The organism is Micromonospora peucetia (assembly GCF_900091625.1).
GTDB lineage: Bacteria > Actinomycetota > Actinomycetes > Mycobacteriales > Micromonosporaceae > Micromonospora > Micromonospora peucetia.
Genome location: NZ_FMIC01000002.1, coordinates 4649839 through 4676142 on the forward strand (window position 1 = coordinate 4649839; position 26304 = coordinate 4676142).

At 71.7% G+C, this 26304-nt stretch carries 14 protein-coding genes and 1 pseudogene; 9 read left to right on the forward strand and 6 right to left on the reverse strand.

Translation table 11 applies throughout. The annotated features are described in order from the left end of the window. Nucleotides 1-22 precede the first annotated feature (22 nt). From GA0070608_RS21370 to GA0070608_RS33565, 3 genes are read left to right on the forward strand one after another with little or no spacing between them, the layout of a single operon-like run. Nucleotides 23-1213: an ATP-binding protein gene (locus GA0070608_RS21370; protein WP_176733788.1), complete on the forward strand. Its 1191-nt coding sequence runs from the start codon at nt 23-25 to the stop codon at nt 1211-1213. Next, nucleotides 1210-4932: a vWA domain-containing protein gene (locus GA0070608_RS33560; protein ID WP_245715868.1), complete on the forward strand. Its 3723-nt coding sequence runs from the start codon at nt 1210-1212 to the stop codon at nt 4930-4932. Before GA0070608_RS21370 ends, GA0070608_RS33560 begins: the two co-directional genes overlap by 4 nt. Continuing rightward, a complete protein-coding gene (locus tag GA0070608_RS33565; RefSeq protein WP_245715869.1) occupies nt 4929-6854 on the forward strand; it encodes a hypothetical protein in 1926 nt (641 codons plus the stop codon). Before GA0070608_RS33560 ends, GA0070608_RS33565 begins: the two co-directional genes overlap by 4 nt. A 257-nt stretch (nt 6855-7111) precedes the next feature. Here GA0070608_RS33565 and GA0070608_RS33570 read toward each other — a convergent pair. Continuing rightward, nucleotides 7112-8311, reverse strand: a pseudogene (locus GA0070608_RS33570) (PEP/pyruvate-binding domain-containing protein); the annotation flags it as partial. 170 nt (nt 8312-8481) lie between these two features. Here GA0070608_RS33570 and GA0070608_RS21390 point away from each other — a divergent pair. After that, entirely contained in the window at nt 8482-9144 is a 663-nt protein-coding gene (locus GA0070608_RS21390; protein ID WP_245715870.1) for a transcriptional regulator, read from the forward strand. Nucleotides 9145-9569: 425 nt separating this feature from the next. Here GA0070608_RS21390 and GA0070608_RS21400 read toward each other — a convergent pair whose 3' ends face one another. Then, nucleotides 9570-11798 (reverse strand): proprotein convertase P-domain-containing protein, encoded by a 2229-nt coding sequence (locus GA0070608_RS21400; protein WP_091630319.1) that lies wholly within the window; start codon nt 11796-11798, stop codon nt 9570-9572. Between the two features lie 302 nt (nt 11799-12100). Then, the gene (locus GA0070608_RS21405; protein ID WP_091630320.1) at nt 12101-13054 is read right to left on the reverse strand and encodes a helix-turn-helix domain-containing protein; all 954 of its coding nucleotides are present in this window, start codon (nt 13052-13054) and stop codon (nt 12101-12103) included. 351 nt (nt 13055-13405) lie between these two features. On the opposite strand from GA0070608_RS21405, the gene GA0070608_RS21410 reads away from it, so the two are divergent. Further along, nucleotides 13406-17050 carry a S8 family serine peptidase gene (locus GA0070608_RS21410; RefSeq protein ID WP_218107551.1) on the forward strand — a complete coding sequence of 1215 codons (3645 nt, stop codon included), beginning with the start codon at nt 13406-13408 and terminating at the stop codon, nt 17048-17050. Nucleotides 17051-17115: 65 nt separating this feature from the next. On the opposite strand, the gene GA0070608_RS21415 is transcribed toward GA0070608_RS21410, so the two are convergent. The 3 genes from GA0070608_RS21415 to GA0070608_RS21425 form a co-directional block, all read right to left on the reverse strand. Continuing rightward, nucleotides 17116-17427 (reverse strand): hypothetical protein, encoded by a 312-nt coding sequence (locus GA0070608_RS21415; RefSeq protein WP_091630322.1) that lies wholly within the window; start codon nt 17425-17427, stop codon nt 17116-17118. A 464-nt stretch (nt 17428-17891) separates the two neighbouring features. Beyond that, complete coding sequence (locus GA0070608_RS21420) at nt 17892-21131, reverse strand: DUF4132 domain-containing protein (RefSeq protein WP_141719523.1); 3240 nt, start codon at nt 21129-21131, stop codon at nt 17892-17894. A 162-nt stretch (nt 21132-21293) separates the two neighbouring features. Continuing rightward, a complete protein-coding gene (locus tag GA0070608_RS21425; protein ID WP_091630324.1) occupies nt 21294-22091 on the reverse strand; it encodes a siderophore-interacting protein in 798 nt (265 codons plus the stop codon). Between the two features lie 193 nt (nt 22092-22284). Here GA0070608_RS21425 and GA0070608_RS21430 point away from each other — a divergent pair, with 193 nt between their 5' ends. From GA0070608_RS21430 to GA0070608_RS21445, 4 genes are read left to right on the forward strand one after another with little or no spacing between them, the layout of a single operon-like run. Continuing rightward, on the forward strand, nt 22285-23313 hold the full coding sequence (locus GA0070608_RS21430; protein WP_176733789.1) for an iron-siderophore ABC transporter substrate-binding protein: 1029 nt from the start codon (nt 22285-22287) through the stop codon (nt 23311-23313). Beyond that, nucleotides 23310-24353, forward strand: a complete 1044-nt coding sequence (locus GA0070608_RS21435) for a FecCD family ABC transporter permease (RefSeq protein ID WP_091630326.1) — start codon at nt 23310-23312, stop codon at nt 24351-24353. The genes GA0070608_RS21430 and GA0070608_RS21435 overlap by 4 nt, the downstream gene beginning before the upstream one ends. Continuing rightward, the gene (locus tag GA0070608_RS21440; protein WP_091630327.1) at nt 24350-25384 is read left to right on the forward strand and encodes a FecCD family ABC transporter permease; all 1035 of its coding nucleotides are present in this window, start codon (nt 24350-24352) and stop codon (nt 25382-25384) included. Before GA0070608_RS21435 ends, GA0070608_RS21440 begins: the two co-directional genes overlap by 4 nt. Continuing rightward, nucleotides 25381-26214 (forward strand): ABC transporter ATP-binding protein, encoded by an 834-nt coding sequence (locus GA0070608_RS21445; RefSeq protein WP_091630328.1) that lies wholly within the window; start codon nt 25381-25383, stop codon nt 26212-26214. The genes GA0070608_RS21440 and GA0070608_RS21445 overlap by 4 nt, the downstream gene beginning before the upstream one ends. The last annotated feature ends 90 nt before the right edge of the window (nt 26215-26304 follow it).

Sequence of the window (26304 nt, forward strand, 5' to 3'; positions counted from 1 at the left end):
AGAGAGAGATCGAGGAATATCAGTGACCGTGACGGAACACGTCCGCCCCACCGCGGCATCGGAGACCGCCGCCCAGGTTCTCTCCGCCGAGCAGCGGTACGCCGACGAGCTGGCCTTCCTGGCCGGGTACGACGACGGGGCCCGGCCGCCGGGCTGGGCGCTGACCCCGCGCGCCGTGGTCACCTTCATCCAGGGCAGCGAGGGCGAGGCGTTGAAGCTGCCCGCCGACCGGCGTACCGGCCCGGACGGCACCGAACTGCCGGCCAGCATGACCATCCCGGCGAAGTTCGTCGGTGAGCGGAGCCTGGTCGAGCGGTGCGTGGTCACCCTGGCCGGTGAGCGGGGCCTGCTGCTGGTCGGCGAACCCGGCACCGCCAAGTCCATGCTGTCCGAGCTGCTGGCAGCCGCGGTCAGCGGCACCAGCGCGCTGACCGTGCAGGGCACCGCCGGCACCACCGAGGATGCCTTCCGGTACGGCTGGAACTACGCCCTGCTGCTCGCCCAGGGCCCGACCCCGCAGGCGCTGGTCGACTCGCCGGTGCTGACCGCGATGCGCACCGGCCGGGTGGTCCGGATCGAGGAGGTCACCCGCTGCCTGCCCGAGGTGCAGGACGCGCTGGTGTCCATCCTGTCCGACCGGCGGATGAACGTGCCGGAGCTGAGCGGCACCGAGGGTGGCCTGATCCGCGCGGTGCCCGGGTTCACCGTGATCGCCACCGCCAACCTGCGGGACCGGGGCGTTTCGGAGATGTCCTCGGCCCTCAAGCGCCGGTTCAACTTCGAGACCATCCACCCGATCTCGGACGTGGACACCGAGACCGACCTGGTCCGTCGGCAGGCCACCGCCGCCGTGCAGCGTGCCGGCGCGGCGTACACCGTGGACGACGCGGTGCTGGACGCCCTGGTCACCGTGTTCCGTGACCTGCGTTCCGGCCGGTCGGGCGAGGGTTGGGACGTGGAACGGCCCGGCACGGTCATGTCCACCGCCGAGGCGGTGCAGGTGGCGGCGTCGCTCGGCCTGGCCGCCGCGTACCTGCCCGGCGGGGACGCGCTCGACCTGGTGCCCGGGCACCTGCTCGGCGTGGTCCGCAAGGACGATCAGAACGACCACGCGCGGCTGCTCGGCTACTGGGACGGCCCGGTCCGCCGCCGCGCCGAGGACGGCTCGGCGATGTGGCGCCGGCTCTGGGACCTGCGGGAGAGCCTCCGGTGACGACCATCGCCAGCACGTCGACCGGTACGGCCGGTCCGGTGGGCGCCGGCCCGTCGACGGCTGATTCGACGCCGGTCGACCCGCGAGCCGTGGTCGACACGCTCGCCGGTGCGGTCCGGCCGTACCTGATCGGGGTGCGGCACCACAGCCCGGCCCTGGCGGCGGTGGTCCCGGCGCTGCTCGACGCCGCCGCGGCCGAGGTGGTCTGTATCGAGCTGCCGGCCGACTTCCAGCGCTGGCTGCCGTACCTGTCCGACCCGGCCGCCCGGGCCCCGCTGGCCCTGGTCGGCAGCCACGGCGCGGACGGGCCGATGGGCTTCTATCCGTTCGCCGACTTCTCCCCCGAACTGGCCGCGATCCGCTGGGCCCGGCAGCGCGGCGTCGAGGTGGTCTGCTGCGACCTGCCGCTGGCCGACTCCGGCTGGACCACCGACCCAGCCGCCGACTCCGACCCGGCTGCTGGTTCCGGGCCGACTGCCGACTCCGAGCCGACCGCCGGTTGCGCCCCGGACGCCGGTGAGCCGGTGCCCGGCCTGCGCCGGTCCGGCTACGCCGCAGCCCTGAGGGCCAGCGGCACCGGCCGGGACGGCGACGACCTGTGGGACCGGGTGGTCGAGGTACGCGCTCCGGGCAGCCCGCCCGAGGCGGTCCGTCGGGCCGCCCTCGGCGTCGGCTGGGCGATGCGTACCGACAGCGCCGGCGGTGACGGCATACCGGCCCGGGACCTGGCCCGCGAGCGGCACATGCGCCGGGTGCTGGCCGAGGCCGGCGCAGACGGCCGGCGGGTCGCCGCCGTCATCGGCGCCTTCCACGCCCCGGCCCTGCTCGCCGCCTCGTCGACCGTCGCCGGCCCCGCCCGGACGGTCAACGGGGCCGGCGACGCCACCCCGACGGGTCCGGTCCGGTCCGTGACGACCCACGGGCCGGCCACCAAGGGCGGCAGCACGGCGGTCACCTCGCTGGTGCCGTACGCGTTCGACCTGCTCGACTCCCGGTCCGGCTATCCGGCCGGGATCCGCGACCCGCGCTGGCAGCAGTCCGTCTTCACCGCTGCCGGCGACCCGGAACGGATCCGGGCCGCCGCCGCCCGGGCGGTCACCGACCTGTGCCGGGAACTCCGCTCGGCCGGGCACACCGCCGGCACCGGCGAGGCCGCCGAGACGGTACGGCTGGCCGGCGACCTGGCCCGGCTGCGGGACCTGCCCGCCCCCGGCCGGGGCGAGGTGCTGGAGGCGGTGACCACCGTGCTCGGCCAGGGTGAACTGCTCGGCCGTGGCCGTGCGCTGGCCAGGGCGCTGGAGACCGTGCTGGTGGGCGCCGAACGGGGCCGGATCGCCCCCGGCACGCCGCGGTCCGGCCTCGGTCCCGCGGTCGAGGCGGAACTCACCGCGCTGCGGCTGCCCAACCCGGACAGCCCGAAGTCCCGCGAGGTCCGGCTGGACCCACTGCGTACCGAGCTGGACGGGCGACGGGAGATCCTGCTGCAACGCCTGCAACTCTGCGGCGTCGGCTACGGCGAGTCGATCGCGGTCTCCGGCACCGGCGATGCTGCCGCCCTGACCGCCCGCTGGCAACTGGCCTGGACGCCGTCCGTGGCGGCCCGGCTGGACCTGGTCGGCGTACGCGGGGTGACTGCGGCGCTGGCCGCGGCCGGCACCCTGCGGGAGCGGTTCCGCCGGGAGGCCGCCGACGGTGGCCCCACCGCCGGGCAGCTGCTCACCGGGCTACGCGACGCTGCCCGTTGCGACCTGCCCGAGCTGGTCACCGACCGGCTCGAACTGGCCACCACGGTGCTGCCGGGCACCGGCACGCTGCCCGACCTGCTGGCCGCACTGGACCTGCTGGAGGCGCTGCGCCGGGAACACCTGCCCGGTACCACCGCCGATGGCCGGGCCCGTGCGGCCGAGCTGGCCGTCGTGCTGCTGGACGCGGCGGTCCGCGGGCTGCCCGGCCTGGCCGGCAGCGACGCCGCAGCCGACGCCGCCGCGCTGGTGGCCCTCGCGGTCCGGGCCGGCGAGGATCGGATCGGCCTGCGCCTGGACGAGGCGCTCGGCTACCTGGCCCGGGCCGGTTCGCCGCTGATCCAGGGCGCCGCTCTGGCCGCCCGGGTGCTGCTCGACCTGACTCCGACGGAGGTCCTGGGCACCCGGGTGGCCGGTTGGATCGACGCGGCGACCGGACCGGACACCCGGCGCCACCTGCACCGGCTGCTCGGAGGTCTGCTCACCGCGACGCACCCGCTGCTGCAGTCCGCCCCGGCCGCGCTGGACCCGCTGCTGGAGCGGATCGAGCGGCTCACCGACCCCGAGTTCCTGGACCGGCTGCCGGCGCTGCGTGGCGGGTTCGACGTGCTCACCCCGGCGGCCCGGGGTCGGCTGCTGGACACCGTTGCCGAGCGGCTGGGCGACCGGCTCGATCTGGCCCTGTCCGCCCCGCCCGAGCTGCTGGCCCGCTGGACCGCCGCCGACCTGGCCGGTCGGGCCGCCCTGATCGCCCGCGACATACCGATCCTCGGCACGCCGGACGGCTCCGCCGCGGGCGAGACCGGGCCGGACTCGCCGACCGGCTCCGCCGACGTCGAATCCGTGCCGGATACGCCGAGTGACCAGCTCACCCCCACCGACCGGTGGCGGCTGCTGCTCGGCCGCCAACCCGACCGGTTGCCGGCCGACGCCCGCCGCTACGCCCGCGCCTTGGACGAGCTGTACGGGGCGGGCCAGGGCGAGGGCGCCACCGACCTCGGCCAGGCGGCCGGCGGTGGCCAGGAAGTCTCCTTCCCGACCGCGCGCGAGTGGGCCGACGAACTCGAGGCGCTGTTCGGCACCGCGGTACGCGAGGAGGTCATCGCCCGGGCGGCCGAGAACGGCCGTACCGACGTGCTCACCGAACTCGACCCGGCCGCGGTACGCCCCTCGATGGAGCTGCTGACCTCGGTGTTGTCCCTGGCCGGTGGTCTGCCGGAGGGGCACCTGGCCAAGCTGCGGCCACTGGTCCGGCGGCTGGTCGAGGAACTGACAAAGCAGTTGGCCACCCAGGTGCGTCCGGCGCTGACCGGGCTGACCAACCCGCGTCCGACCCACCGTCCCGGCGGCCGGATCAACCTCGCCCGTACGCTGCGGGCGAACCTGCAGCACACCCGGCGGCTCGGCGACGGCCGGACGGTGGTGGTGCCGGAACGTCCGGTCTTCAACACCCGGACCCGCAAGGAGGCCGACTGGCGGCTGGTGCTGGTGGTCGACGTGTCCGGCTCGATGGAGGCGTCGGTGGTGTGGTCGGCGTTGACGGCCGCCGTGCTGGGCGGGGTACCGACCCTGTCGACCCACTTCCTCGCCTTCTCCACCGAGGTGGTCGACCTGACCGACCGGGTCGACGATCCGTTGTCGCTGCTGCTGGAGGTGCGTGTCGGCGGCGGTACGCACATCGCCGCCGGGCTGGCCCACGCCCGCTCGCTGGTGACCGTGCCGAGCCGCACCATCGTGGCGGTGGTCAGCGACTTCGAGGAGGGCTATCCGCTGGCCGGGCTGCTCGGCGAGGTCCGCACGCTGGCCAGCTCCGGTGTGCACCTGCTCGGCTGCGCCGCGCTGAACGACAGGGGAGCGCCCTGCTATTCGGTACCGGTCGCCGAGCAGCTCGTCGCGGCCGGGATGCCGGTCGCCGCTCTCAGCCCGCTCGAACTCGCCCGCTGGGTGGGCGACCGCATCCGCGGAGGATCACGTTGACGGACAGCACACCCACCGCCGTGCAGACCGACCGGTTGCCGCCGGTGCTGCCGGGGGTCGCCACCGCGGCGGTGGCGGCCCTGCCACCTCGGCTGCACAAGCGACTGGACGCCACCGTCGAACGGCTGGCCGGTGTACCCGTCGGTCGGGTCGACGGCGGCGTGTCGGTCGACTGCGGTGCCGAGGCCCTGGTCACCCTGAGCCCTGGACCGACCGGCGCGGTCACCGAACCGGACCAGGCGCGGTGCAGCTGCCTGCTGGCGCCCCGCTGCCTGCACCGGACCGCGGTCCTGGTTGCCTGCCCGGTCGCCGATCCGGCCACCCACCCCGATCCGGCGTCCACCGCCGCTTCGGCCACTACGGACCAAACCGGCGCGACCACCAGCCGGACCGGGGGAACCGGAAAGTCGGCTGGCGCGGACGCCGGTCGTGCCGGCCGGGGCACGGCACCGACGAAGGCGCAGCGGGCCGCCGCCGGCGCGCTGTGGCGGGCAGCCGCCGCGGTGCTCGCGGCCGGTGCGCCGGCCGCCGGCGCGGTTCCCCAGGCCGAACTGCTGCGGGCCGCCCACAGCGCCCGGCTGGCCGGTCTGCCGCGGGCCGAGAGCGCCGCGCTGCGCGCGGTGCGTGGCCTGCGCGCGCACCGGGGACGACAGGCCGGCCACCGGTTGGCCGAGCTGGTCGAGGTGCTGCACGACCTGCTGTACGTGGCCGGCCGGCTGGCCGCCGGCGATCCCGATCCGGCGCTGGTCGGCATCCTTCGCCGGGCCTACCAGCCGGACGGCACGCTGGAGGTCCACGGCGTCTGCCGGGAACCGGTGATCAGCGCGACCGGGTACGCCGGGGTGGTAACCCACCTGGTCGCCGCCGACGGGCGCCGGCTCTCCTTCAGTGACGTGAAGCCGGGCGGCCCGGACCGGGCACGGGACTGCGCCCGGGCGGTCACCGAGATGGGCGCGGTCGCGGTCAACCACGCGGTGCTGGCCCGCGGCGGCCTGCGGATCAGCGGCACCACCGTCTCCCCGGACGGCCGGCTCGGTGCCGGCAAGGGGGTCCGGGCCACCATGCTCGCCGGGATCGACTGGTCCAGCGGACCGCTGGCGGACCTGTTCGCCCGCCCGCTCGCCGAGGTGGTGACCGCCCAACTCGCCGCCGACGACCCGGAGGACCCGGTCCGGGCCGGGACCGCGCTGGTCGGTTGTGACCTGATGGTGGTGGGTGCCGTCGGTGACCAGGTGCTGGCCCGCGAGTTGGCCCCCGGCACCGACGCCGGGCCGGACCGGGCGCCGGTACCGGACGGGCCGGTGATCCGGCTGGTGCCGGTCAACTCCCATCCGATGCTGGCCCACCTGGCCAACCTGCGGCGGCTCGCCTCCCGGCCGGGCCTGCGGATCCGGGTGGTCGGCCGGCTCGATCCGGACCGCGCCAGCACGCTGCACCCGCTCGCGGTCGGCCCGGTGCCCGGCGCCGTCACGACGCTGCGGCTGCCGGCAGACTGGCACGGCCGGGCGGACCTCGGCTACGACGAGATCCAGGGCGGCCACCTACCACCGCGCGACCAGGCCACGATGACCGAACCGGTTCTCGCCGTCGGCGCCGACGCGGTTGCGGAGTCCCCGTTGTGGCGGGTTCGCCGGCTGGTGGAGCTGGCCGTCTCCGGCGGTCGCCGCGCCGTCGCCGAGGCGGCCCGCGGCGAGGGCACCGGGCTGGCCGGTCCGCTGCGCCGCGCCGGCTTCACGACCGCCGCCGCGGTGGCCACCACGCTCGCCGACGAGTCCGGCCGGCGCGGCCGGGACGTGTTCGGTCGGCTCACCGATCCCGATCCGGACCGGTACGCCTGGGCCTGGCTGGCCGTGACCGCCCACCTCGCCGCCACCGAGCGGGAGCTGATCCGGTTCTCCTGGACGGCCCCACCGGTCGGCTGACCTGCCGGAGTCCGGGGCGTCGAGCTCCGGGCCGCATGGATGGCAGGCCAGGTGATCGAGAACGTGACGCGGACCGCCTGCGCGACGGCGCCCGCCCGTGGTTCGGGCGGGCGCCGTCGCGCACTTTGGCGGCAGCCTCGGGGGTTGTGCGGATCGCCCTCCGGTCCGAAAAGATGCTCCTCAACCTCGTGGCGATGCGTCCGCCTCGGTCGGCACGTCTTACTGCCCCCGGTCAGCACGACCCGGCCGGTGCTCCCGTCCACCTCGACCGTCGCGCCGTCGGGCAGCGCCGTCATCGCGTCCGGGACCGCCAACACAGCGGGCAGGCCCAGTTCGCGTGCCACGATCGCGGCGTGCGAGAGCAGGCCGCCGGTCTCGGTGACCACTGCGGCCACCACACCGAACAGCGGGGTCCACGCTGGGTCCGTGGTCCGGCACACGAGCACGTCGCCGGGCCGTACCTCGGCGAAGTCGTCCGGGCCACGCACCACGCGCGCCGGTCCCGCGGCGAGTCCGGGGCTTCCGGGCGTACCGGTCAACGAGTTGTTGTCCGAAGCACGGCCGGACGGTGCGGCCCGCGCGGTCGGAAGGGCGGCCGTGACCGGGCGGGCCTGCAGGATCCAGACCCGACCGTCGGCGATAGCCCACTCGACGTCCTGTGGTCTGCCAAGCAGGTCCTCGATCTCGCGGCCCAGTCGCGCGAGGTGGAGTACGACGTCGTCGGCAAGGCAGAGACGCTCCCGGTCGGCGGTCGGCACCTCGCGCATGACAACCTGCGTGCCCACCCGGTCCATCCGGGTGTCCTTGGCGCCGATCGCCCGGCGGGCAACAGTGTTGTCGGACACCACCCAGGAATCCGGGGTGACCTGGCCGCCCACCACCCGCTCGCCGAGCCCCCACGACGCCTCGATCCGGATGGTCCTCCCGGTGAACAGCACACCCGCGACGTCGGCCTCCACCAGACGCTGCACCAGCACGGCGGTCGCAGGCGGGTCGGCGTGCACGTCTCCCGCCTGCCGTCGCCGGTACGCGACGGCGCGCTCAGACCACAGTGAGGCCCAGCACCCGCGTACCGCATCGGCCACCTGGTCGGGCCCGCGGACGCCCAGGAAGGTGTCATGCTGCCCCGCCGCCGCAACGTCAGCGTCGTCCTCATTGGTCGCCGAGGAACGTACGGCGACGTACCCGCCTGACGGGCCGGTGATCCGGGTGAGCGCACGGGAGATCTCGTCAACCAACGCGGGGGAGAGGGTTGCCCGCTCGACCAGCAGGCGCGCGGCGTCGGCCCCGTGACGGATGGCGCCGGTGAGGTCGAGGCCGGCCACCGCCTCCTGGTAGGCGCGGGTCGGCACCACGAACCCGGGCGGTACCGGCAGTCCGGACAGGAGGAGTCGGGCGAGCGGGGCGGCCTTGCCACCTGAGGTCGCGCGATCGGCGACAGCCAGGTCTGTCAGCACCGCTTCTCCAGCACCGGCTTCTCCCTACCCGCTGACTGCCGTCGCCCACGTGCTGCCGGGCATCCCTCCGACACGCTACTGGCTGCGGTTGCGCTACGGCCGGCTTGGTCATCTCTTCCCGCATCTGCCCGGCGTTGACGTCCGGAGCGTGAGCCTGGATGCTCAGGCCCATGTCGCACGCCTCATCGGCGCAATGGTGTTCGCCGCCGGGCCTGCTGGTCCTGCACGCCGTACGGGTGACCGGCTTAGCCGACGACGTCGCGGTCGCCCATCGCACCGGCGTCGACCAACACCAGGTCTCCGAGCTGCTCCAGGACAACGAGGCCTACGGGTGGGTGACACACGTCGGGTTCGCAGGCACCAGCGGATGGACGCTGACCGAGCGGGGCCGGGCCGAGGACGCCAGAAGGCTCGCCGAGGAACTGGACAAATCCGGGGCCCGGGCCACTGTTGAGGAGGCGCACCGGGGATTCCGGCCCCTGAACGCGCGGCTGGTGCGCGCGTGCACCGACTGGCAGTTGCGTCCCGACGCGGATGACCGGCTCGCGGTCAACGATCACAGTGACCCGGAGTGGGACGCCCGCGTGCTGGACGAACTCTCCGCGCTCGCCGGCGACCTGAGACAGTTGGTGGGCGGCCTCGCCAACGCCCTGGCACGGTTCGGCGGCTACGACGAGCGGTTTTCCGCAGCCCTGGCACGCGCCCGCGAGGGGCAGCAGCAGTGGGTGGCCGGCGTCGGCGTGGCTTCCTGCCACGCCGTCTGGATGGAGCTTCACGAGGACCTGCTCTCGACCCTGGGGATCGCGCGTGGCGCGGAGCCCGGATCCCAATAGGTTGCTCTCATACCAACCCGACATCTCTACGTGGCACGACACGGTGCGGCGGACGCGTTCGGTGAGCTCACCGACGTCGGGCGCCGGCAGGCGAGCCTGCTAACGGCTCGCCGGCGTGCCGGTCGACGCCGTGTGGCACTCGCCGCTGCCACGCGCCGCGGCGAGCGCGCGAGCTCGCCCGGCACCTGCCGAACGTGCCCTTGGCCGAGGCCGCCGAGCTCGTGGATCACGTGCCCTACGTTCCCGGTGCGGCTGGTATGCCCCGGTCCTGGGCCGGTTTCTTCGACGGGTACGACGGCAAGGGGCGCGTGCGCCCGGTGGCGGCGGATGCCTGGTTGTGTGTGGGTCGGCAATGGAAGGTCGGGGCCCCGACTGGAGTTCAGCCGGGGCCCCGGTGTGGGGGTGCGCTGGTGGTGCCGCTGCTGCTAGAGCGTCAGCGTCCAGGTGTTGAGGTAGCCGGTGTCGGCGGAGGCGGCGTCCTGGACCCGCAGCTTCCAGATGCCGTTGCGGGCCTCGGAGGAGAGGTTGACGGTGTAGGTCTGGTTGATGTTGTCGGTCGAGCCGCCGGTGCGGTTGTGCAGGACGTAGGCGGAGCCGTCGGGGGCGACGAGGCTGACGACCAGGTCACCGATGTAGGTGTGGACGACGTTCACGGCGACGGTGCTGGTGGCGGAGGCGTTGCCGGAGCAGCCGCTGATGGTGATCGGGCTCTCCACCGTGGTGTTGTCGGGGACGTTGACGTCGGTGCCGTTCGTGCCGGTGCAGCCCGGGGGCGTCCCGCCGACCAGGTTGAGCGTCCAGGTGTTGAGGTAGCCGGTGTCGCCGGAGGCGGCGTCCTGCACCCGCAGCTTCCAGGTGCCGTTGGCGGCCTCGCTGGCGAGGTTGACGGTGTAGGCCTGGTTGATGTTGTCCGTGGAGCCGCCGGTGCGGTTGTGCAGGACGTAGGCGGAGCCGTCGGGGGCGACGAGGCTGACGACCAGGTCACCGATGTAGGTGTGGACGATGTCCACGTTGACGGTGCTGGTGGCGGAGGCGTTGCCGGAGCAGCCGCTGATGGTGATCGAGCTTTCGACCGTGGTGTTGTCGCCGATGCTGGCATCGGTGCCGTTGGTCTGCGAGCAGCCGGGCGGTCCGTTCACCGTCAACGTGTACGACGCGGTCTGGGTGGTGACCGTGCCGGTGCCGGTGACGGTCACCTGGTAGGTGCCCGGCGCGGTGGCGCCGGTGGTGGAGAGGGTCATCGTGGCGGAGTTACCGGAGGTGACCGACGACGGGCTGAAGCTCGCTGTCGCCCCGGCGGGCAGGCCGTTGGCGGAGAACGTCACCGTCTGCGCGCTGCCGACCGTGGTGGTGGTGCCGACGGTCGCGGTGACCGAGCTGCCCGGGTTGACCGTTCCGGAGGTCGGCGACACCGACATGGCGAAGTCCTGCGTCGGCGTGCTGATGTTGCCGACGTAGAGCAGCTTGTTCGGTGAGCCGGTGCCCGGGTTGGTGACCTTGCCGTTGGTCGCGTCGTTGACGAGCTTGTCGCGGACCTGCTGCGGGGTGTACGACGGGTTGGCGGCGAGCACCAGCGCGGCGGCACCGGCCACGTGCGGGGCGGCCATCGACGTGCCGCTGATGTTGTTGGTGGCGCTGTCGCCGGTGTGCCACGCCGAGGTGATCGACGAGCCCGGGGCGAAGATGTCCAGACAGGTGCCGATGTTGGAGTAGTCGGCCCGGGCGTCGGTGCTGGTCGTCGCCCCCACGGTGATCGCGTTGGGGGTGCTGGCCGGCGAGACGTTACAGGCGTCGGCGGAGTACTCGTTGCCGGCCGCGATGGCGTAGCTGACGCCGTCGGCGATGGAGGCGGTGACCGCGTCGTTGACGGCCTGGTCCTTGCCGCCGCCGAGGCTCATGTTGGCCACCGCCAGCTCACCGGGGTCGTGGTCGCCGGTGACCCAGTCGATGCCCGCGATCACCCCGGCGTACGTGCCACTGCCCCCACAGTCGAGGACCCGGACGCCGACCAGGGTGGCGTTCTTAGCGATGCCGTACGCGGTGCCGCCCACGGTGCCCGCGACGTGGGTGCCGTGGCCGTTGCAGTCGTCGGCCGCGCCGCCGTCGACCGAGTCGAAGCCGGTGACCGCGCGGCCACCGAAGTCGCTGTGCGAGAACCGGATGCCGGTGTCGATGATGTACGCCCGGACGCCGGAGCCGTTGTTCGGGTAGGTGTAGGAGTTGTTCAGCGGCAGGTCGCGCTGGTCACTGCGGTCCAGTCCCCACGACGGGGTGGGGGTCTGCGTACCGGAGATCCGCATGACGTGGTTCTGCTCGACGTACTTCACCGACGGGTCGGCGGCCAGCCGCCGGGCCTGTGTGTCGGACATCCGGGCCTCGAACCCGCGTACCGTGTTCTGGAAGGTCCGGGCGACGGTGCCGCCGTGCCGACCGGCCAGGGTGCGGGCGTTGCCGGTGACCTCGGCCCGGGGCACCGCGGTGTCCTTGAACACCACGATGTACGAGCCGGAGACTGCGGTGGCGCCGCCGGCCTGGAGGATCTGCCCCTCGGCGGGAGCGGCTGTCGCTGGAGTGCCGAACGCCACCGCGGCGGTGGCCGCGGCCATTGCGACGCCCAGACGCCAGTGGCGCCTGGACAGGCGGGGGAGTGTCATCAGTCGTCCCTCTCCTGACACCCGGATCCGATGCGGGGTGGTGCAGAGATCCGGGAAGGTTGATCTGGTCGGAGGTGATGCTAGGCGGTGATGTATTCAGATGTATAGATGAAAGAATTTCCGCGTTTCCCGCTGATTCCACGCGGATGTGAAGGACTCGCCGGGCCGACACGCCCGTTTTTCTCGTCATCGGTGGAGGCTGGCGTCCCACTCACGGGATCCTGACCGCGCCTCCCTGCCGGCCGTGGCGGAGCACGCCTTGGCAGTGACTTCTCCCGATATTCGGGCCGGGTGGGTGGCGTTCAGGCCGGAATGAGGCCGGATCGGGCGGCGTACCAGCCGAGTTGCATCCGGCTGTTGGCTCCGGTCAACTCCATCAGGCGTCGGAGCCGGCGTTGCACCGTGCGTTCGCTGGTGCCGAGCCGGGCGGCGACGGTCTTGTCCGGCAGCCCGGACAGCAGCATCGTGAGCAGGAGGATGTCGACCTCGTCCATCGCCGGTACGCCGTCGGCAAGGCCGGCGGCGGTGACCCGGAGCGGTGTCGCCGCCGTCCACACCCGCTCGAACAGGTCGACCAGCATCCGGACCAGAGACTCGCCGCGGATCAGCAGGAAACCGGGGTGCATGCTCGTCTGGTCGAGCCGCATCGGCAGGAGGATGGCCTGCCGGTCGATGATTATCATCTTGTTCGGTAGGGCGTCCGCGATCCTGATCTCGTAGCCGCTCCGCAGGAATCCGCTGATCTCCTCGGGAACCCGGGAGTCGTCGAAGGCGCTGCGTTCGTAGACGTAGCGGTACGTCGGCGCGAACCTGCTGAAGGTCTCGAGATCGGGATTCAGGATGTACGGCGGTCGGAAGAACGCCAGGATCTCCGTCTGGGCCCCCCGTTCCATGGTGTCGATCCAGGTGGCGAGCTGCTCGGGCGTGGTGATCGTCTCCACCTGACCGGCCGGCCAGGACGAGCCGGTGCGGTACACCGCGACCAGCTCCGCCAGCCTGCCGTGGACCCGTTGCAGCTCGGCCTGACGTTGCACGATCAGTGCGCCGAGTCCGACGTCCGGGGCCACCGCCGTGTGCAGCCCGCTGTCGTGGCCGGTGACCAGACCGAGTGAGGCGAGCTTGGCGAGGCAGTCGCCGACGGTGGCGGGATCGATGCCGAGAGCGTCCGACACCTCGGTGACGGTTGTCTGGCGGCGGCGGAGGATCTCGGCATAGACCGCCTCCTCGCGCTCGTCAATGCCGAACCCACCTAGCATCTCGCCCCTCCCACGTGCCGCTGTGCGTCGCACCAGTCTCGGTTACGCCATCGGCCCGCTGACCAGGGACTCCGCATGTGCGATCAGGCAGCGGGGCGAACCCTTCCGTGACATCGACGCGTGGCGAAGACCCGACATGTCCGGTGCTCGCCAGGCTGGACCGTAGCGCCGCCGGCCAGACATTGACCAGGCTGTTTGATCACCAGGCACCAACGGTGGCCATAGATGGGAGTCAATGAGATGCGGGTATGGCGTAGACGGACGCTGCTCGGCGTAACCGTCGCTGCCGCGCTCGTCGCGACAGGCGGCGGTGCGGCAGCCCACGGGAAGCCGCCGACCACTGAAGGCGGTGTGACCACCGTCCCCCGATCGGCACAGACGACCAGCCAGGTCACTCTGCTCACCGGTGACGTCGTCACGGTGACGAGCGGCGCGAACCAGCCGACTGCGGTGGCAGTGAACGGGCAGGAGGGTTCGAACGGAAGAACCACCATCACCACCGTCGGCAAGGACATCTACGTCCTGCCCAGGGAGGCCCAGGCGCTGATCACCGCCGGGCGGTTGGACCGGCGGCTGTTCAACGTGACCGGTCTGATCGAGCAGGGGTACGACGACGCCCGTACCGGGTCGATCCCGCTGATCGTGCGTTACCGGGGCAACGGCGTCGCAACACGTGCGGCGGCCCCCTCCGGCGGCCAGGCGCTCCGGCCGCTGACCAGCATCAACGGCGCGGCGATGGCAGCGGACAAGAAGCAGGCGGAGTCGTTCTGGGAGGCCATCGACGACGACGGCCCGCAGGCGGGTACCGCGCGTACCCAGCTCGCCGGCGGCATCGACCGGGTCTGGTTGGACGGCAAGGCCAAGGCGCTGCTCGACGTGAGCGTGCCCCAGGTCGGCGCGCCTGGCGCCTGGGCGGCGGGTTTCGACGGCACCGGGGTGAAGGTCGCGGTGCTGGACACCGGCATCGACCCGAACCACCCGGACTTCACCGGGAAGATCGTCGACAGTCGGAGCTTCATCGCCGGCGAGGAGGTCAAGGACGGACACGGCCACGGCACCCACGTCGCCTCGACGATCGCCGGCTCCGGTTCGGCCTCGGGTGGGAAGCACAAGGGGGTGGCACCCGGCGCACAACTGCTGATCGGCAAGGTGCTCAGCGACGGCGGTACGGGCTCGGACTCCGAGATCATCGCCGGGATGGAATGGGCGGCCCGCTCCGGTGCCAAGATCATCTCGATGAGCCTCGGCGGCCAGGGGACCGACGGCACTGACCCGATGGCGCTGGCCGTCAACGAGCTGACCGCCGAGACCGGGGCCCTCTTCACCATCGCCGCCGGCAACGAGGGCCGCAGCGGAGCGAGCACCCTCGGCTCCCCGGGCACGGCCGACGCTGCGCTGACCGTGGGCGCGGTCGACGACGCGGACGACATCGCCGACTTCTCCAGCCGTGGCCCGCGGCTCGGCGACGGTGCGATCAAGCCCGAGATCACCGCACCCGGGGTGGCCATCGTCGCCGCCCGGGCCGCCGGCACCTCGATGGGCAAGCCGGTCGACCCGCACCACACCTCGGCCAGTGGCACGTCGATGGCCACCCCGCACGTCGCCGGCGCTGCCGCGATCCTCGCCCAGCAGCATCCGGACTGGACCGCCGAGCGGCTCAAGGCCCACCTGGTCAGCACCGCGAAGGCACACACCAGCGACCCGGCGTTCAGCCAGGGTGCGGGTCGGGTGGACGTGTCCCGCGCCGTCCAACAGAACGTGTTCGGCACCGGCGTGGTCAACTACGGCATCGTGCAGTGGGATGCCACCGCGCCGGTGGTCAAGCAGGTGACGTACACCAACGACGGCGACCAGCCGGTCACCCTGGCCCTGTCTCTGCGGGGCGCCGGACTGCCCGCCGGGCTGCTGAGCCTCGATGCCGAGACGGTTACCGTGCCGGCGAAGGGCACCGCCACCGTGCCGGTGACCATGACGCCCACCGGTGTCGCGACCGGCACCTACAGCGCCCACCTGGCCGGCGTCTCCGCCGACGGTACGACCGTCGTCTCCACCGCCGTCGGTCTGGTCAGGGACGTGGAGCGGTTCGCGGTAAAGATCAAGGTCATCGGCCGGGACGGCGCGGCGCCCGCGCTCGCCACGTCGGAGGTGCGACTCTTCGACCTCGGGCGACTCGCCCTGCCCGAAGTGTTGCACCCGGATGTGGACGGGACGATCGCACTGTCCCTGCCGGCTGGTGAGTACACCCTCCACGCGGGGATCTCCGACGTGAGCCCGGAGTACAACCGGCTCTGGGAGTACACCCAGGGCATCCTGCCGAACGTGTCGGTCAAGGGCGACCGGACGATCACCTTCGACGGGCGTAAGGCCAACTCGGTGAGCATGCGGACGCCGAAGCCCACGAAGACCGACCGTGCTCGGCTCGGTTTCAACAGCTTCAGCAGTGACCAGCAGAACCGGTACGGCCTCGAGATGTGGGCGGGTGGCGAGACCTCCCTCTACTCGATCCCCACGGAGCAGACCAACGACAACCTGGAGGCGTACGCCGGCTGGACGCTGACCGCGCCCGACCTGGCCGCGCGGGTCGTCGGCCGGAATGCGATGTCGCTGGACGACGCTGCCTACTTCGCCGGTAACGGCGGCTCGGTGCGGTTCGACGGCACCAGGCGCCTTCAGGTGGTGTCGGCCGGGACCGGCACCTCCCAGGAGTACGCCGGGCTCGCGGTGCGGGGCAAGACCGCGCTGGTCAAGCGTAGTGCCGCCATCTCTCCCGACCAGCAACTCGCCAACGCGGTCGCCGCGGGCGCGTCAGCCGTGATCGTCTACAACAACATTCCCGAGCGTTGGGGCATCGACTTCTGGACCCGCACACCCACCGCGATCCCGGCGATGACCCTCTCCGGCGAGCAGGGTGGGCAGCTGCTCGAGCTCCTGCGTCGTGACCGGGTCACGGTCGAGTTCAAGGGGGTGGCGGTCAGCCCGTACTCCTATGACCTGCTCCAGGTGGAGAAGGGCGGCCTGCCGGCGAACCAGCGGTACCGGGTCCGGGACAACGACCTGGCCACCCTGCGAACCTCCTACCACGCCTCGGCCAACGGCACCGAGGGCGGCCAGTTCCGGTTCATCTGGGCACCGCGACAGGCCACGGCGTACGGCGCCATCGACCGGCTGATCATGCCGTCGACCCGGACCGAGTATGTCAGCGCCGGTCTGCGGACCGGGCAGGTCACGAAGCTCGGTCCGGTGTGGGCGTTGGGTGGGTCGGAACTGATCGAGACGGTCAAGGTGCTGCGCCCGGGGCAGCGGCTTTCCCCGACCTGGAACAAGTCCGTGGCCCGTACGGCCCTGCCCGCGGACCTGACGGACGCGGCGTTCCGCGACAACGACCTGGTAGTGGTCCAGTCCTCGGCGATGCTCGACGTCGGAGCCGACCACAGGCAGCAGCCGCACGTCATCCAGACCGACAAGGTCCGCGCCACCGTCCACCGCAACGGTGAGCTTCTCGGAACTGCGAACTTCGCTACGTTCGCCTTCCCGGCCGTGCCGGAGCGGGCCGAGTACCGGGTGACGCTCGACGTGGCGAGGGAAGACTCCTGGTGGACGACCTCCACCAAGGTCAACACCGCCTGGACCTTCCACTCGCAGCGCGCGGACGCCCGGCAGATCATGCCGATGCTGTCGGTCGACTACGACGTGGATGTCGACCTCGACAACCGGGCCAGGGCCGGCTCCCGGTTCGACATCGACCTGACGGTCCGGCACCCGAAGGGGCTGTCCGGGCCGGCGATCCGGGACACGAAGCTGTGGGTCTCCTACGACGACGGCGCGACCTGGCAGTTCGCCGACGTCGACCGGAAGCGGACGGGACAGTACGAGGCCACCGTCCGGCACCCGAGGTTGGCCGCGACCAACGGGTTCGTGTCGCTGCGGGTGCAGGCCACCGACGCTGACGGCAACACCGTCGAGCAGATCGTGACCCGCGCCTACCAGCTCCGGTAACAGCCAGCGCTCACCCGGACGCTCCCACCCGGTTTGCCGGGTGGGAGCGTCCGCTGTTCCGATGATCAGGACAACTTCTCCGCCTCTTTCGTTGCCCTTTCGTATTCCTTGGTGGCCACAGTCAGTTTCTCCTGAAGCTTGAGCATGGCCTCTCGGCGCGTCTCGACAGTTTTGCCGGGCTTCACCTCATCCAGTAGAGCCCTCACTGGCGGTGTGTTCGTGGCTGGAGTGTATGGATTGTCGGGATTCAGGAGATGCGCAACATGGTCGAGCGCCATCGAGATCGTGCCCACCCTCTCGAAAGCTTGCAGGAGCCTGTTCTGCACTTCCTGTTGCTCGGGGCTGAGATTCTCGTCGTCGTCTGAATCCGGGTCCATGACCGCCCATCCTTACTGTGAGGACTATTCGCAGGTCAGTTTGGGATCTTGTCTCAATCCTAGAGCCTTTTCGTCGAGCCCATCTGACGATGGCGGCGTCAAGGGAACAGACGCAAACGCGCGGACCTGAGGCGCGCTGCCCGCCTGACCATGAAAGGATCAAGACAGTGTGTTGCTGACCGATGCCTGCCGCGCTACCCGCACCGACGCCGAGGGGTCTGATCCCGCTGGCCGAGCAGGACCGGAACCGGTGGGACAGCGACCTGATCGAGCCGATGGCCATGCTCAACCACGCGATCGCGGTGGCCATGACCGAAGGCCCGCAGGCCGGTCTGGCCAGGTCACCGAGGACCAGATCAGATATGCCTGGACGCCCTCGGCGGGGTCCACGGCCCGCCGCGTCACGTCAGCGTGATCCTGCGCCGGATCCGTTGTCTTCCGGTGCCAACCCGCTGCCGGGGCGGTCAGCGCACCAGGAAGCGCAGGTCGCGTACGACCTCCGAACTGGCGATCGGGTCGAGGTCGGTGAACCTGGCCGGATCCGCGGGCCGGGGCTGGTCGGACCAGGCTGATCCGGCCGGCGTGATGCTGGTCGTCCAGACCCGGATGCCGGTCAGTTTCTGGGCCGCGTCCCGGTCCTGCCAGTGGAAGCCGGGGGAGTACTCGATTTCGACGGTGCGGTCGCCGGGCCAGTCGCGCAGCACCGCGCTGTGGTGCGCCCCGTCGCAGCGCCGCCAGCCCTGAGCGGCCAGCGCGAACAGTTTCCGCCCCTCGACGGATCTGCCGACGAAGGACTCCAACCCGGCGTCCGCCTCGGCCTCGGACAGGCCGATCAATTCCCGGGTGAGCTGGGGGAACGGCTGGATGACGGCATTGTCGGCGAACACCGTCGTCCACGCCGCCCGGTCACCGGCGAAGTGCCACGGATGGGCCACTCCCACCGTCGCCGCCGCGTCGAGCGCGAAGGTCTTGTCGTCGAGGTCGGCGAGGGTGCGGTCCTCGGCCACGCGGAACGTCCCCGCGACCGCTCCCCGCTCGTCGAACGTCGCCCACAGCAGCCGATGCGCCAACTGCCACATCAGGGGGTGCCGCACGAACAGCCGCCGGAACTCCTCGCCGCTCCAGCGCCGACCCACCACCATCGCCTCTTCGAGGGCCCGGGTCCGCTCCGCGACGACGGTCTTCGCTTCCTTCTTCAGCTCGGTGAACCGCTGGTAGGCCGCCGTTGCCAAACCCTCGTCGTCGGCGGCCGTGGGTCGGGGCATCCGGGCGAGGCGCTTGCCGCGCTGGTCGATGACCTGCGGCTGGAGTTGCTCGTCGAGGCCGACGGTGAACTGCCGGGGGCCGTAGTCGAGGGTCATGCGACCGTCGGGGTCGAGGCCGAGGTCCGGCACGATCCGGTCGGCCAACTGCGTGGGCTGCATGCCTCGGGCCTCGGCGACGGCGTTGAGGCGCTGTTCGGCCAGCTGCCGGAAGCCCTTGGTCCTGGCCCTGCGGGACAGGCGGTGCAGATGCGTCAGGGCGACGTCGGATCCGATCGCGGCCAGCACGTCCATGCCGGTACGCACCCGCAGGCTGCTGCCGGTGGCCCAGGCCGGGAAGAGCGAGGTCAACGCCGGCACGGTGGTGTCGTCACCGAACAGCGCCACCGCCACCATCGCGAGTTTGCTCGCCGCCGGATACTGCGCGGCCTGCCACTGCTCGAAGATCGTCCAGGCGAGGGCGGCGAGGCTGCGCGGCTCACCCAGCGCGCGCACCTCGGCGACCCCGGGATGAGCGTCGGCGATCTTCGACACGGCGAGCAGGGCGCACAACTGACGCACCGCGTCCTGCGACAGGATCTGCCCGCCATCGCGCAGAGTCACCGGGGGAAGAGCCGCGACGACCAGCCACTCGGGCAGTTCGGGAACCCGCATCGGCTTTCCGTCCGACCGACGCGGAGGACCCGCCAGCACCGGCACCGTCACACCCGACGGGCCCGTGTCACCCGGCGCACTGCCGGCGCCCGGGGTGTCGCCCGCCGAGGATGTCGCCCCGACGATTGCCTCCACCTGGGCCCGCGCCGCCGCATCGAGGGCCGGCAACGTCTCCGCGACCGCCTTGGGATAGGCCAACACGTGGTTACGGAGCAACTCCGACACGGTCGTCACGGCGTCGGTGCCCACCGCGGCGGTGGACTTCGCCAGCAGCACCCGCAGCGCGAGAAGCGGGTCGCGCTTGGCCGCGACCAGCAAGGCCGGGCGGACGTACATGCGCTGGACCCGGTCCACCAGGTGGCCGAATGCCTCCTCGGTGGGTATCGCGGCCAACGCGGCGACCGCCCGCTTCTCGTCGTCGGCGCTGTCGAGGAGTTTCTCGTACCGCCGTTCATCGTGGCGGTCCAGCAGCGCTGTCCAGCCCGCGCCGATTCCCGCGCCGCCACTGGCCACGATCTCCTCCGCCCTGGCCCGCACCGCGGCCGGCAGCGACGCGGCCACGGCCGGCAGCAGCCGCGGCTCGGCCAGCAGCAGCGTGCCCAGCAGATCCGTGTACAGGGCAGCCTCGTGCGGATTTATCCACTCCGGGTCTCTGTAGCTGGACACCTGCACGTACCTCGGCTCCACCGTCTCGAGCTCGCTGAGGATTCGCAGCGCCCGCACCGGATATCGCGACAACACCCCGGATTTCAGGAGCGCACCCGGGCGTAGCCGTTGCGCACCGAGGGTCGCCCGGCACAGCATCCGAAACGCGTCGTCCGTCGGGATCAGCGAGAGCATCTGGATGCCGTCAGGTCCCCCTCGGCCCTCCGATCGGGGCCCGCGGTCATTCAGGAGCAGCCGATGGCTGTAGTGGGGCTCCATCAGGATCGGCGCGGCGGCCGGGCCGACCCCGTCCAGAACTGTGCCAATCTCCTTGCTCCCAAATACGTCTGACCTGAGGTCGCGGAGCTGTTCGAGGTGACGGACCGTACTGGCGGCAAAGAACAGCATCTGAGTCAGGCGGCTGGGACACTTCGTTCGGCTGAAGTGTTCGTCGGCCGACCAGCCGGCGATCGCGGCGCAGTCCTCGTCGACCCATGCCACCTGCGTCGGCGCCAGGTAGGACGTCACCACCCGGCCGATCGCCGCCGTTCGGTATCCGCCGAGGATCCCGCAGACCCGCTCGTATTCGGCATCGGTCGCCACTGCCAGGTGGGAGCGCACCTCGCGGGCCAGCACGTAGAGACTACCCAGGTCGTCTCCGCGCCATAGATCTTCGTGGGTCTTCACCACGGCGGCGGGGTCGACGGACCAGAGGGAGCACTCGTCGAGGACCCTGGAGAGTTCGCCGACGACCCGGGCGGCGAACTCCACCCCGAACCGGGACACCCACACGTCGACGGAACACGCCATGGCCTCGCGGTCCCAGCGGCGGATGAACAGGGTGGCCACCGCGGCCCCGAGCGGGTCAGCCTCGTCGCCGGGTTCATCGAGATCTCGCCAGTTGCGCAGATAGCGGTGGCCCTCGGCCAGCAGCACCGGATCGAACACCACGGCCCGCTCCGACACCCTCGCCATGTTCTTCGAGAAGTCGTCGGACCTCAGCCGGGCGCGCAGCCGTTCGGCCGCGTCGGGTGGGATGACCCGCGCCGGTGCGGGGTGCCCACCCCGGCGAGGATGCGTGTCCGGGCGCCAGGCCTTGGGCAACACCCAGGTGTCCTCGTCCGGCAGCACGAACTTGCCCATGCACATCTCCCCAGGTCGATCAACGGCGCTCGAAGGCTAGGCCACCCGTGCGACAGAGTTCCGCGTGGTGCTCCCAGCTTTTCCGCGTCGTCCTACCGGACGGCCTGGGACAGATTCCCGGCGACGCGCACAACCTTGGTGCGGCGGCATGGCGCCGCACACTCAGTGCGTGGCGACCTTCCAGTAGCCGCCGAAGTAGACGCGCTCCTTGGCGATGCCGCGTTCGGCGCACAGATGCCGACGGACGGTGGTGACCATGGCGGCCTCACCCGCGACGAAGGCGTACGGCGTGCCGGATGGCAGTGCCAGCTCCCGCAGCGTGCGGATCACCACGTCACTGCCGCCCGCCGGGGTGCCGCCGCGGTGCAGCCAGGTCAGCGTGACACCGGCTGGCGTGCGTACCTCGATCTCGTGTTCCGCGGAACCCACCTCGATCAGCGCGATTGCCCGCGCCTGCGGCGGCAGCGCCTCGACAGCCGCGGTGATCGCCGGCATGGCGGTCTCGTCGCCGACGAGCAGCTGCCACTCGGTGTCGGCGGGCGGGGCGTACGCGGCGCCGTCACTGAGCACGCCGATCCGGTCGCCGGGGGCGGCTTCGAGCGCCCAGGCGGAGGCCGGCCCGCCGTCGCCGTGGAGCACGAAGTCGATGTCCAGCTCGCGCCGTCCGGCGTCCAGGCGCCGGACCGTGTAGTTGCGGACCACCGGCCGCAGCTGTGCCGGCATGGCCTGCAGGGCGGGCCACCACTGCGCGGAGTCCGGCAGGTGCAGTTCGGCGCCGGGTGCGGGGGCGAGGAAGACCCGCGCCAGGTGGTCCGGCCCGTCGTAGCCGAAGCGGTCGATCTCCGTACCGGTCAGGGTGATGCGCCGCAGATGAGGGGTGAGTGGCCGGTTGGCGACGACCTCGGCGAGCATCGGGCGCCGGATCGTCCCGGCTTCGAGCACAGCGGTGCCGACGGTCATGGTGTCGCTCCTTCGTGGGCGGTGAGCCACTCCCGTGCTCAGTAAGTTAGGTTAGCCTGCCCTGGCCTCGGATTGATTTCCGCCCTCGTCATCCCAGGTGGGGCGGGGTTGCCGGCGGTGCTGCGGTAGATCAAGACCGCCTGAAACGTGTGTTAGGTTAGGCTCCCCTTACTCAGTGATGGAGTCCAGTTCTATGCGCTCAAACCGCTTCCTGACCGGGGTCGTCGCCCTGGCCGCGACGTTGGTGCTCGCTGCCTGCGGCGGGTCGTCGAAGGCCGAGGACACCTCCGCCAGCGGCAGCTCCGCCACGTTCCCGATCACGATCACGCACGCGCTCGGCAGCACGACGATCAAGGAGAAGCCGAAGCGGGTGGCAACCGTGGCCTGGGCGAACCACGAGGTTCCGCTGGCTCTCGGCATCGTCCCCGTGGGGATGGCGAAGGCCAACTTCGGCGACGACGACAACGACGGCCTCCTGCCATGGGTCGCCGAAAAACTCAGGTCGCTCGGTGGGACAGCGCCGGTGCTGTTCGACGAGAACGACGGCATCAACTTCGAGGCGGTCGCCGACACCAAGCCCGACGTCATCCTCGCCGCGTACTCGGGCCTGACCCAGCAGGACTACGACACCCTCAGCAAGATCGCCCCGGTGGTCGCCTACCCGAAGGCGCCCTGGGCCACGGCGTGGCGCGACACCATCAAGCTGGAGAGCCAGGCCCTCGGCCTGGCGAAGGAGGGCGACGCGCTGATCGCCGACTTCGAGAAGAAGATGACCGACGCCGCCGCGAAGCACCCGCAGTTGGCCGGCAAGTCGGCGATGTTCATGACGCACGTCGACCCGACCGACCTGAGCAAGGTCGGCTTCTACACGACGCACGACACCCGGGCCCAGTTCTTCGAAGACCTCGGGATGAAGGTCCCGGGCAGCATCGCCAAGCTCTCCGCCGGCACCGACAAGTTCACCCTCAACCAGAGCGCCGAACAGATCCAGGTCTTCGACGACGTGGACGTCATCGTCGCGTACGGCGACGACAAGCTGCTCGCCGCCGCGCAGGCCGACCCGCTGCTGTCGAAGATCCCCGCGATCAAGCGCGGCTCGGTGGTCATGCTCTCCGGCAGCACGCCGCTGGGCACCGCGGCGAACCCCACCCCGCTGGCCATCCCGTTCGTGCTGGACGACTACGTCGCGATGCTCGCCAAGGCTGCCGACCAGGTGTCATGACCGGGCTCGACTCGCGTGCCCTGCCGGACGTCGCCGTGGTGCGGCGTCCGGCACGGGTACGCCTGCTGTGGTTCCTCGTCGCGATCGCGGTGCTGCTGGCGCTCATGGCGGCGTCGGTCGCGCTGGGCTCCCGCAACGTCGGCTGGTCCGACATCCTCGCCGCCTTTCAGGGCGCGGACGAGACCATGGAACAGGCCGCCGTCACCAAACGGATCCCGCGGACCCTGCTCGCCGTGACCGTCGGCGCGGCGCTCGGCCTGGCCGGCGCGGTGATGCAGGGCGTGACCCGCAACCCGCTGGCCGACCCGGGCATCCTGGGCGTCAACATGGGGGCTTCGCTCGCCGTGGTCGTCGGAATGGTCACGTTCGGCCTCTCCTCGGCGACCAGCTACCTCTGGATGGCGATCCTCGGCGCCGGCCTCGCGGCCGTCTTCGTGTACGCCGTCGGCTCCCTGGGGCGGGGCGGCCCCACACCACTCAAGCTCGCGCTCGCCGGCGCCGCCACATCTGCCGCGCTCGCGTCGCTGATCAGCGCCTTCGTGCTGCCCCGCAACGACGTGGCCGGTGGCTTCCGGTCGTGGCAGATCGGCGGGGTCGGCGGCGCCACCTACGACAGCATCCGGCAGGCCCTGCCGTTCCTCGCGGTGGGCTTCGTGATCTGCGTCCTGTCGGCCCGGGCCCTGAACTCGCTCGCGCTCGGAGACGAACTCGCGGCGGGGCTCGGCGAACGGGTCACGGTGGTACGGGGCGTCGCGGCGCTCGGTTCCGTGCTGCTCTGCGGCGCCGCCACGGCGGTCGCCGGACCCATCGGGTTCGTCGGTCTGGTCGTCCCGCACGTGTGCCGGATGCTGGTCGGGCTCGACCACCGGTGGCTGCTGCCGTTCGCCGCGCTGCTCGGCGCGTCGCTGCTGACCGCCGCGGACGTCGTCGGCCGGGTGGTGGCCCGCCCCGCGGAGATCGACGTGGGCATCGTGACGGCGCTGATCGGCGCCCCGTTCTTCATCTACATCGTCCGCCGGCAGAAGGTACGCGAGCTGTGAGCACCACGACTCTCGAGGCCGTCACCCACGGCCGGGTCCGCCGTACGCGCCGGCGACTCATCGTGCTCATCGTGCTCGCCGCGCTCGTGGTCGCCGCGTTCGCCGTCTCGTTGATGGCGGGCCGCACCTTCTACCCGCCGGCCGACGTCCTGGCGGTGATCGCCGGCGAGGACGTCCCCGGGGCCTCGTTCACGGTGGGCACGCTCCGCCTGCCGCGGGCCGTCCTCGCGATCCTGGCCGGGGCCTGCTTCGGGATCGGCGGCGTCACCTTCCAGACGATGCTGCGCAACCCGCTCGCCAGCCCCGACCTCATCGGCATCAGCTCCGGCGCGAGCGCCGCGGCCGCCTTCGCGATCGTGACGCTGCACCTCGGCGAGGCGGGGGTGTCCGCCTTCGCGATCGTCGCCGGGCTGGCGGTGGCGCTGGTCATCTACCTCCTGTCGTTCAAGGACGGGGTCGCCGGTACCCGCCTCGTCCTGATCGGCATCGGCATGGCCGCCATGCTCGACAGCCTGACCGCGTACGTGCTGACCCAGGCCGCCGAATGGGACCTGCAGGAGGCCATGCGCTGGCTGACCGGCAGCCTCAACGGCGCCACCTGGGAGGAGACCGTTCCGGTGGCCGTCGCCGTGGCCGTCCTGGCGCCGGTGCTGCTGAGCCAGGCCCGCAACCTCGCCATGATGCAGTTGGGCGACGACACCGCTGCGGCACTCGGGGTCCGCCTCGAGCGCACCCGGATCCTGGTCATCGTCGCGGCCGTCGGTCTGATCGCCTTCGCCACCGCGGCAACCGGGCCGATCGCCTTCGTCGCCTTCCTCTCCGGACCGATCGCCGCCCGGATCATCGGCCCGGCCGGCTCGCTGCTGCTGCCTTCCGCGCTGGTCGGCGCCCTCCTGGTGCTCGTCGCGGACTTCGTCGGCCAGTACGCCTTCGACACGCGCTATCCCGTGGGTGTCGTCACCGGCGTGCTCGGCGCCCCCTACCTCATCTACCTGCTCATCCGTACGAACCGCGCGGGAGGCTCGCTGTGACCACCACCCACACGCTCGCGGTCGAGAGGCTGACGCTCGGCTACTCCGACCGCGTCGTCATCTCCTCGCTCGACCTCGTCGTGCCGCCCGGGAAGATCACGGCGATCGTCGGCGCCAACGCGTGCGGCAAGTCGACCCTGCTGCGATCGATGTCGCGACTGCTGGCACCCCGCGCCGGCCATGTCCTGCTCGACGGCAAGCAGGTGCACCGGCTGCCGGCCAAGCAACTGGCCCGTACCCTCGGCCTGCTTCCCCAGTCGCCGACGGCGCCCGAGGGGATCACCGTGGCCGACCTCGTCGGTCGTGGGCGCAATCCGCACCAGCGTTTGCTCTCCCGCTGGAGCAGGGAGGACGACGCCGCGGTGGCGGCGGCCCTGGACGCGACCCAGACGGCGGACCTCGCCGACCGCTCGGTCGACGAGCTCTCCGGCGGCCAGCGGCAACGGGTGTGGATCGCCATGGCGCTGGCCCAGCAGACGGACCTGTTGCTGCTGGACGAGCCGACGACGTTCCTCGACGTCAGCCATCAGGTCGAAGTCCTCGACCTGCTCACCGACCTCAACCTGACGCGCGGAACGACGATCGTCATGGTGCTGCACGACCTCAACCTCGCCGCCCGCTACGCGGACCACCTCATCGCGCTCGCCTCCGGGCGAGTGCACGCCGCGGGCGAGCCGGCACAGGTCCTGACGCAGGAGTGCGTCCGCGCCGTGTTCGGCCTCGAAAGCCAGGTCATCATCGATCCGACGTCGGAGAAGCCGCTGATGCTGCCGATCGGTCGCCATCACGTCACGACCCGTCCGGACCTCGGCCTCAGCATCGGCACCTGACGTGTCGGCAAGGTTCAGCCGTCGCAGTGCGGGGGCCGTCGGACCGGTCGACGAGCCCCCGACGCCGGCGAGCATTAGGTGAGGCTAACC

Bases quoted from the DNA above. Each gene is read 5' to 3' on its own strand.
- GA0070608_RS21390 (WP_245715870.1), top strand. From the start codon at position 8,482: ATGTCGCACGCCTCATCGGCGCAATGGTGTTCGCCGCCGGGCCTGCTG.
- GA0070608_RS21400 (WP_091630319.1), bottom strand. From the start codon at position 11,798: ATGACACTCCCCCGCCTGTCCAGGCGCCACTGGCGTCTGGGCGTCGCA.
- GA0070608_RS21405 (WP_091630320.1), bottom strand. From the start codon at position 13,054: ATGCTAGGTGGGTTCGGCATTGACGAGCGCGAGGAGGCGGTCTATGCC.
- GA0070608_RS21415 (WP_091630322.1), bottom strand. From the start codon at position 17,427: ATGGACCCGGATTCAGACGACGACGAGAATCTCAGCCCCGAGCAACAG.
- GA0070608_RS21420 (WP_141719523.1), bottom strand. From the start codon at position 21,131: ATGGGCAAGTTCGTGCTGCCGGACGAGGACACCTGGGTGTTGCCCAAG.
- GA0070608_RS21425 (WP_091630324.1), bottom strand. From the start codon at position 22,091: ATGACCGTCGGCACCGCTGTGCTCGAAGCCGGGACGATCCGGCGCCCG.
- GA0070608_RS21430 (WP_176733789.1), top strand. From the start codon at position 22,285: ATGCGCTCAAACCGCTTCCTGACCGGGGTCGTCGCCCTGGCCGCGACG.
- GA0070608_RS21435 (WP_091630326.1), top strand. From the start codon at position 23,310: ATGACCGGGCTCGACTCGCGTGCCCTGCCGGACGTCGCCGTGGTGCGG.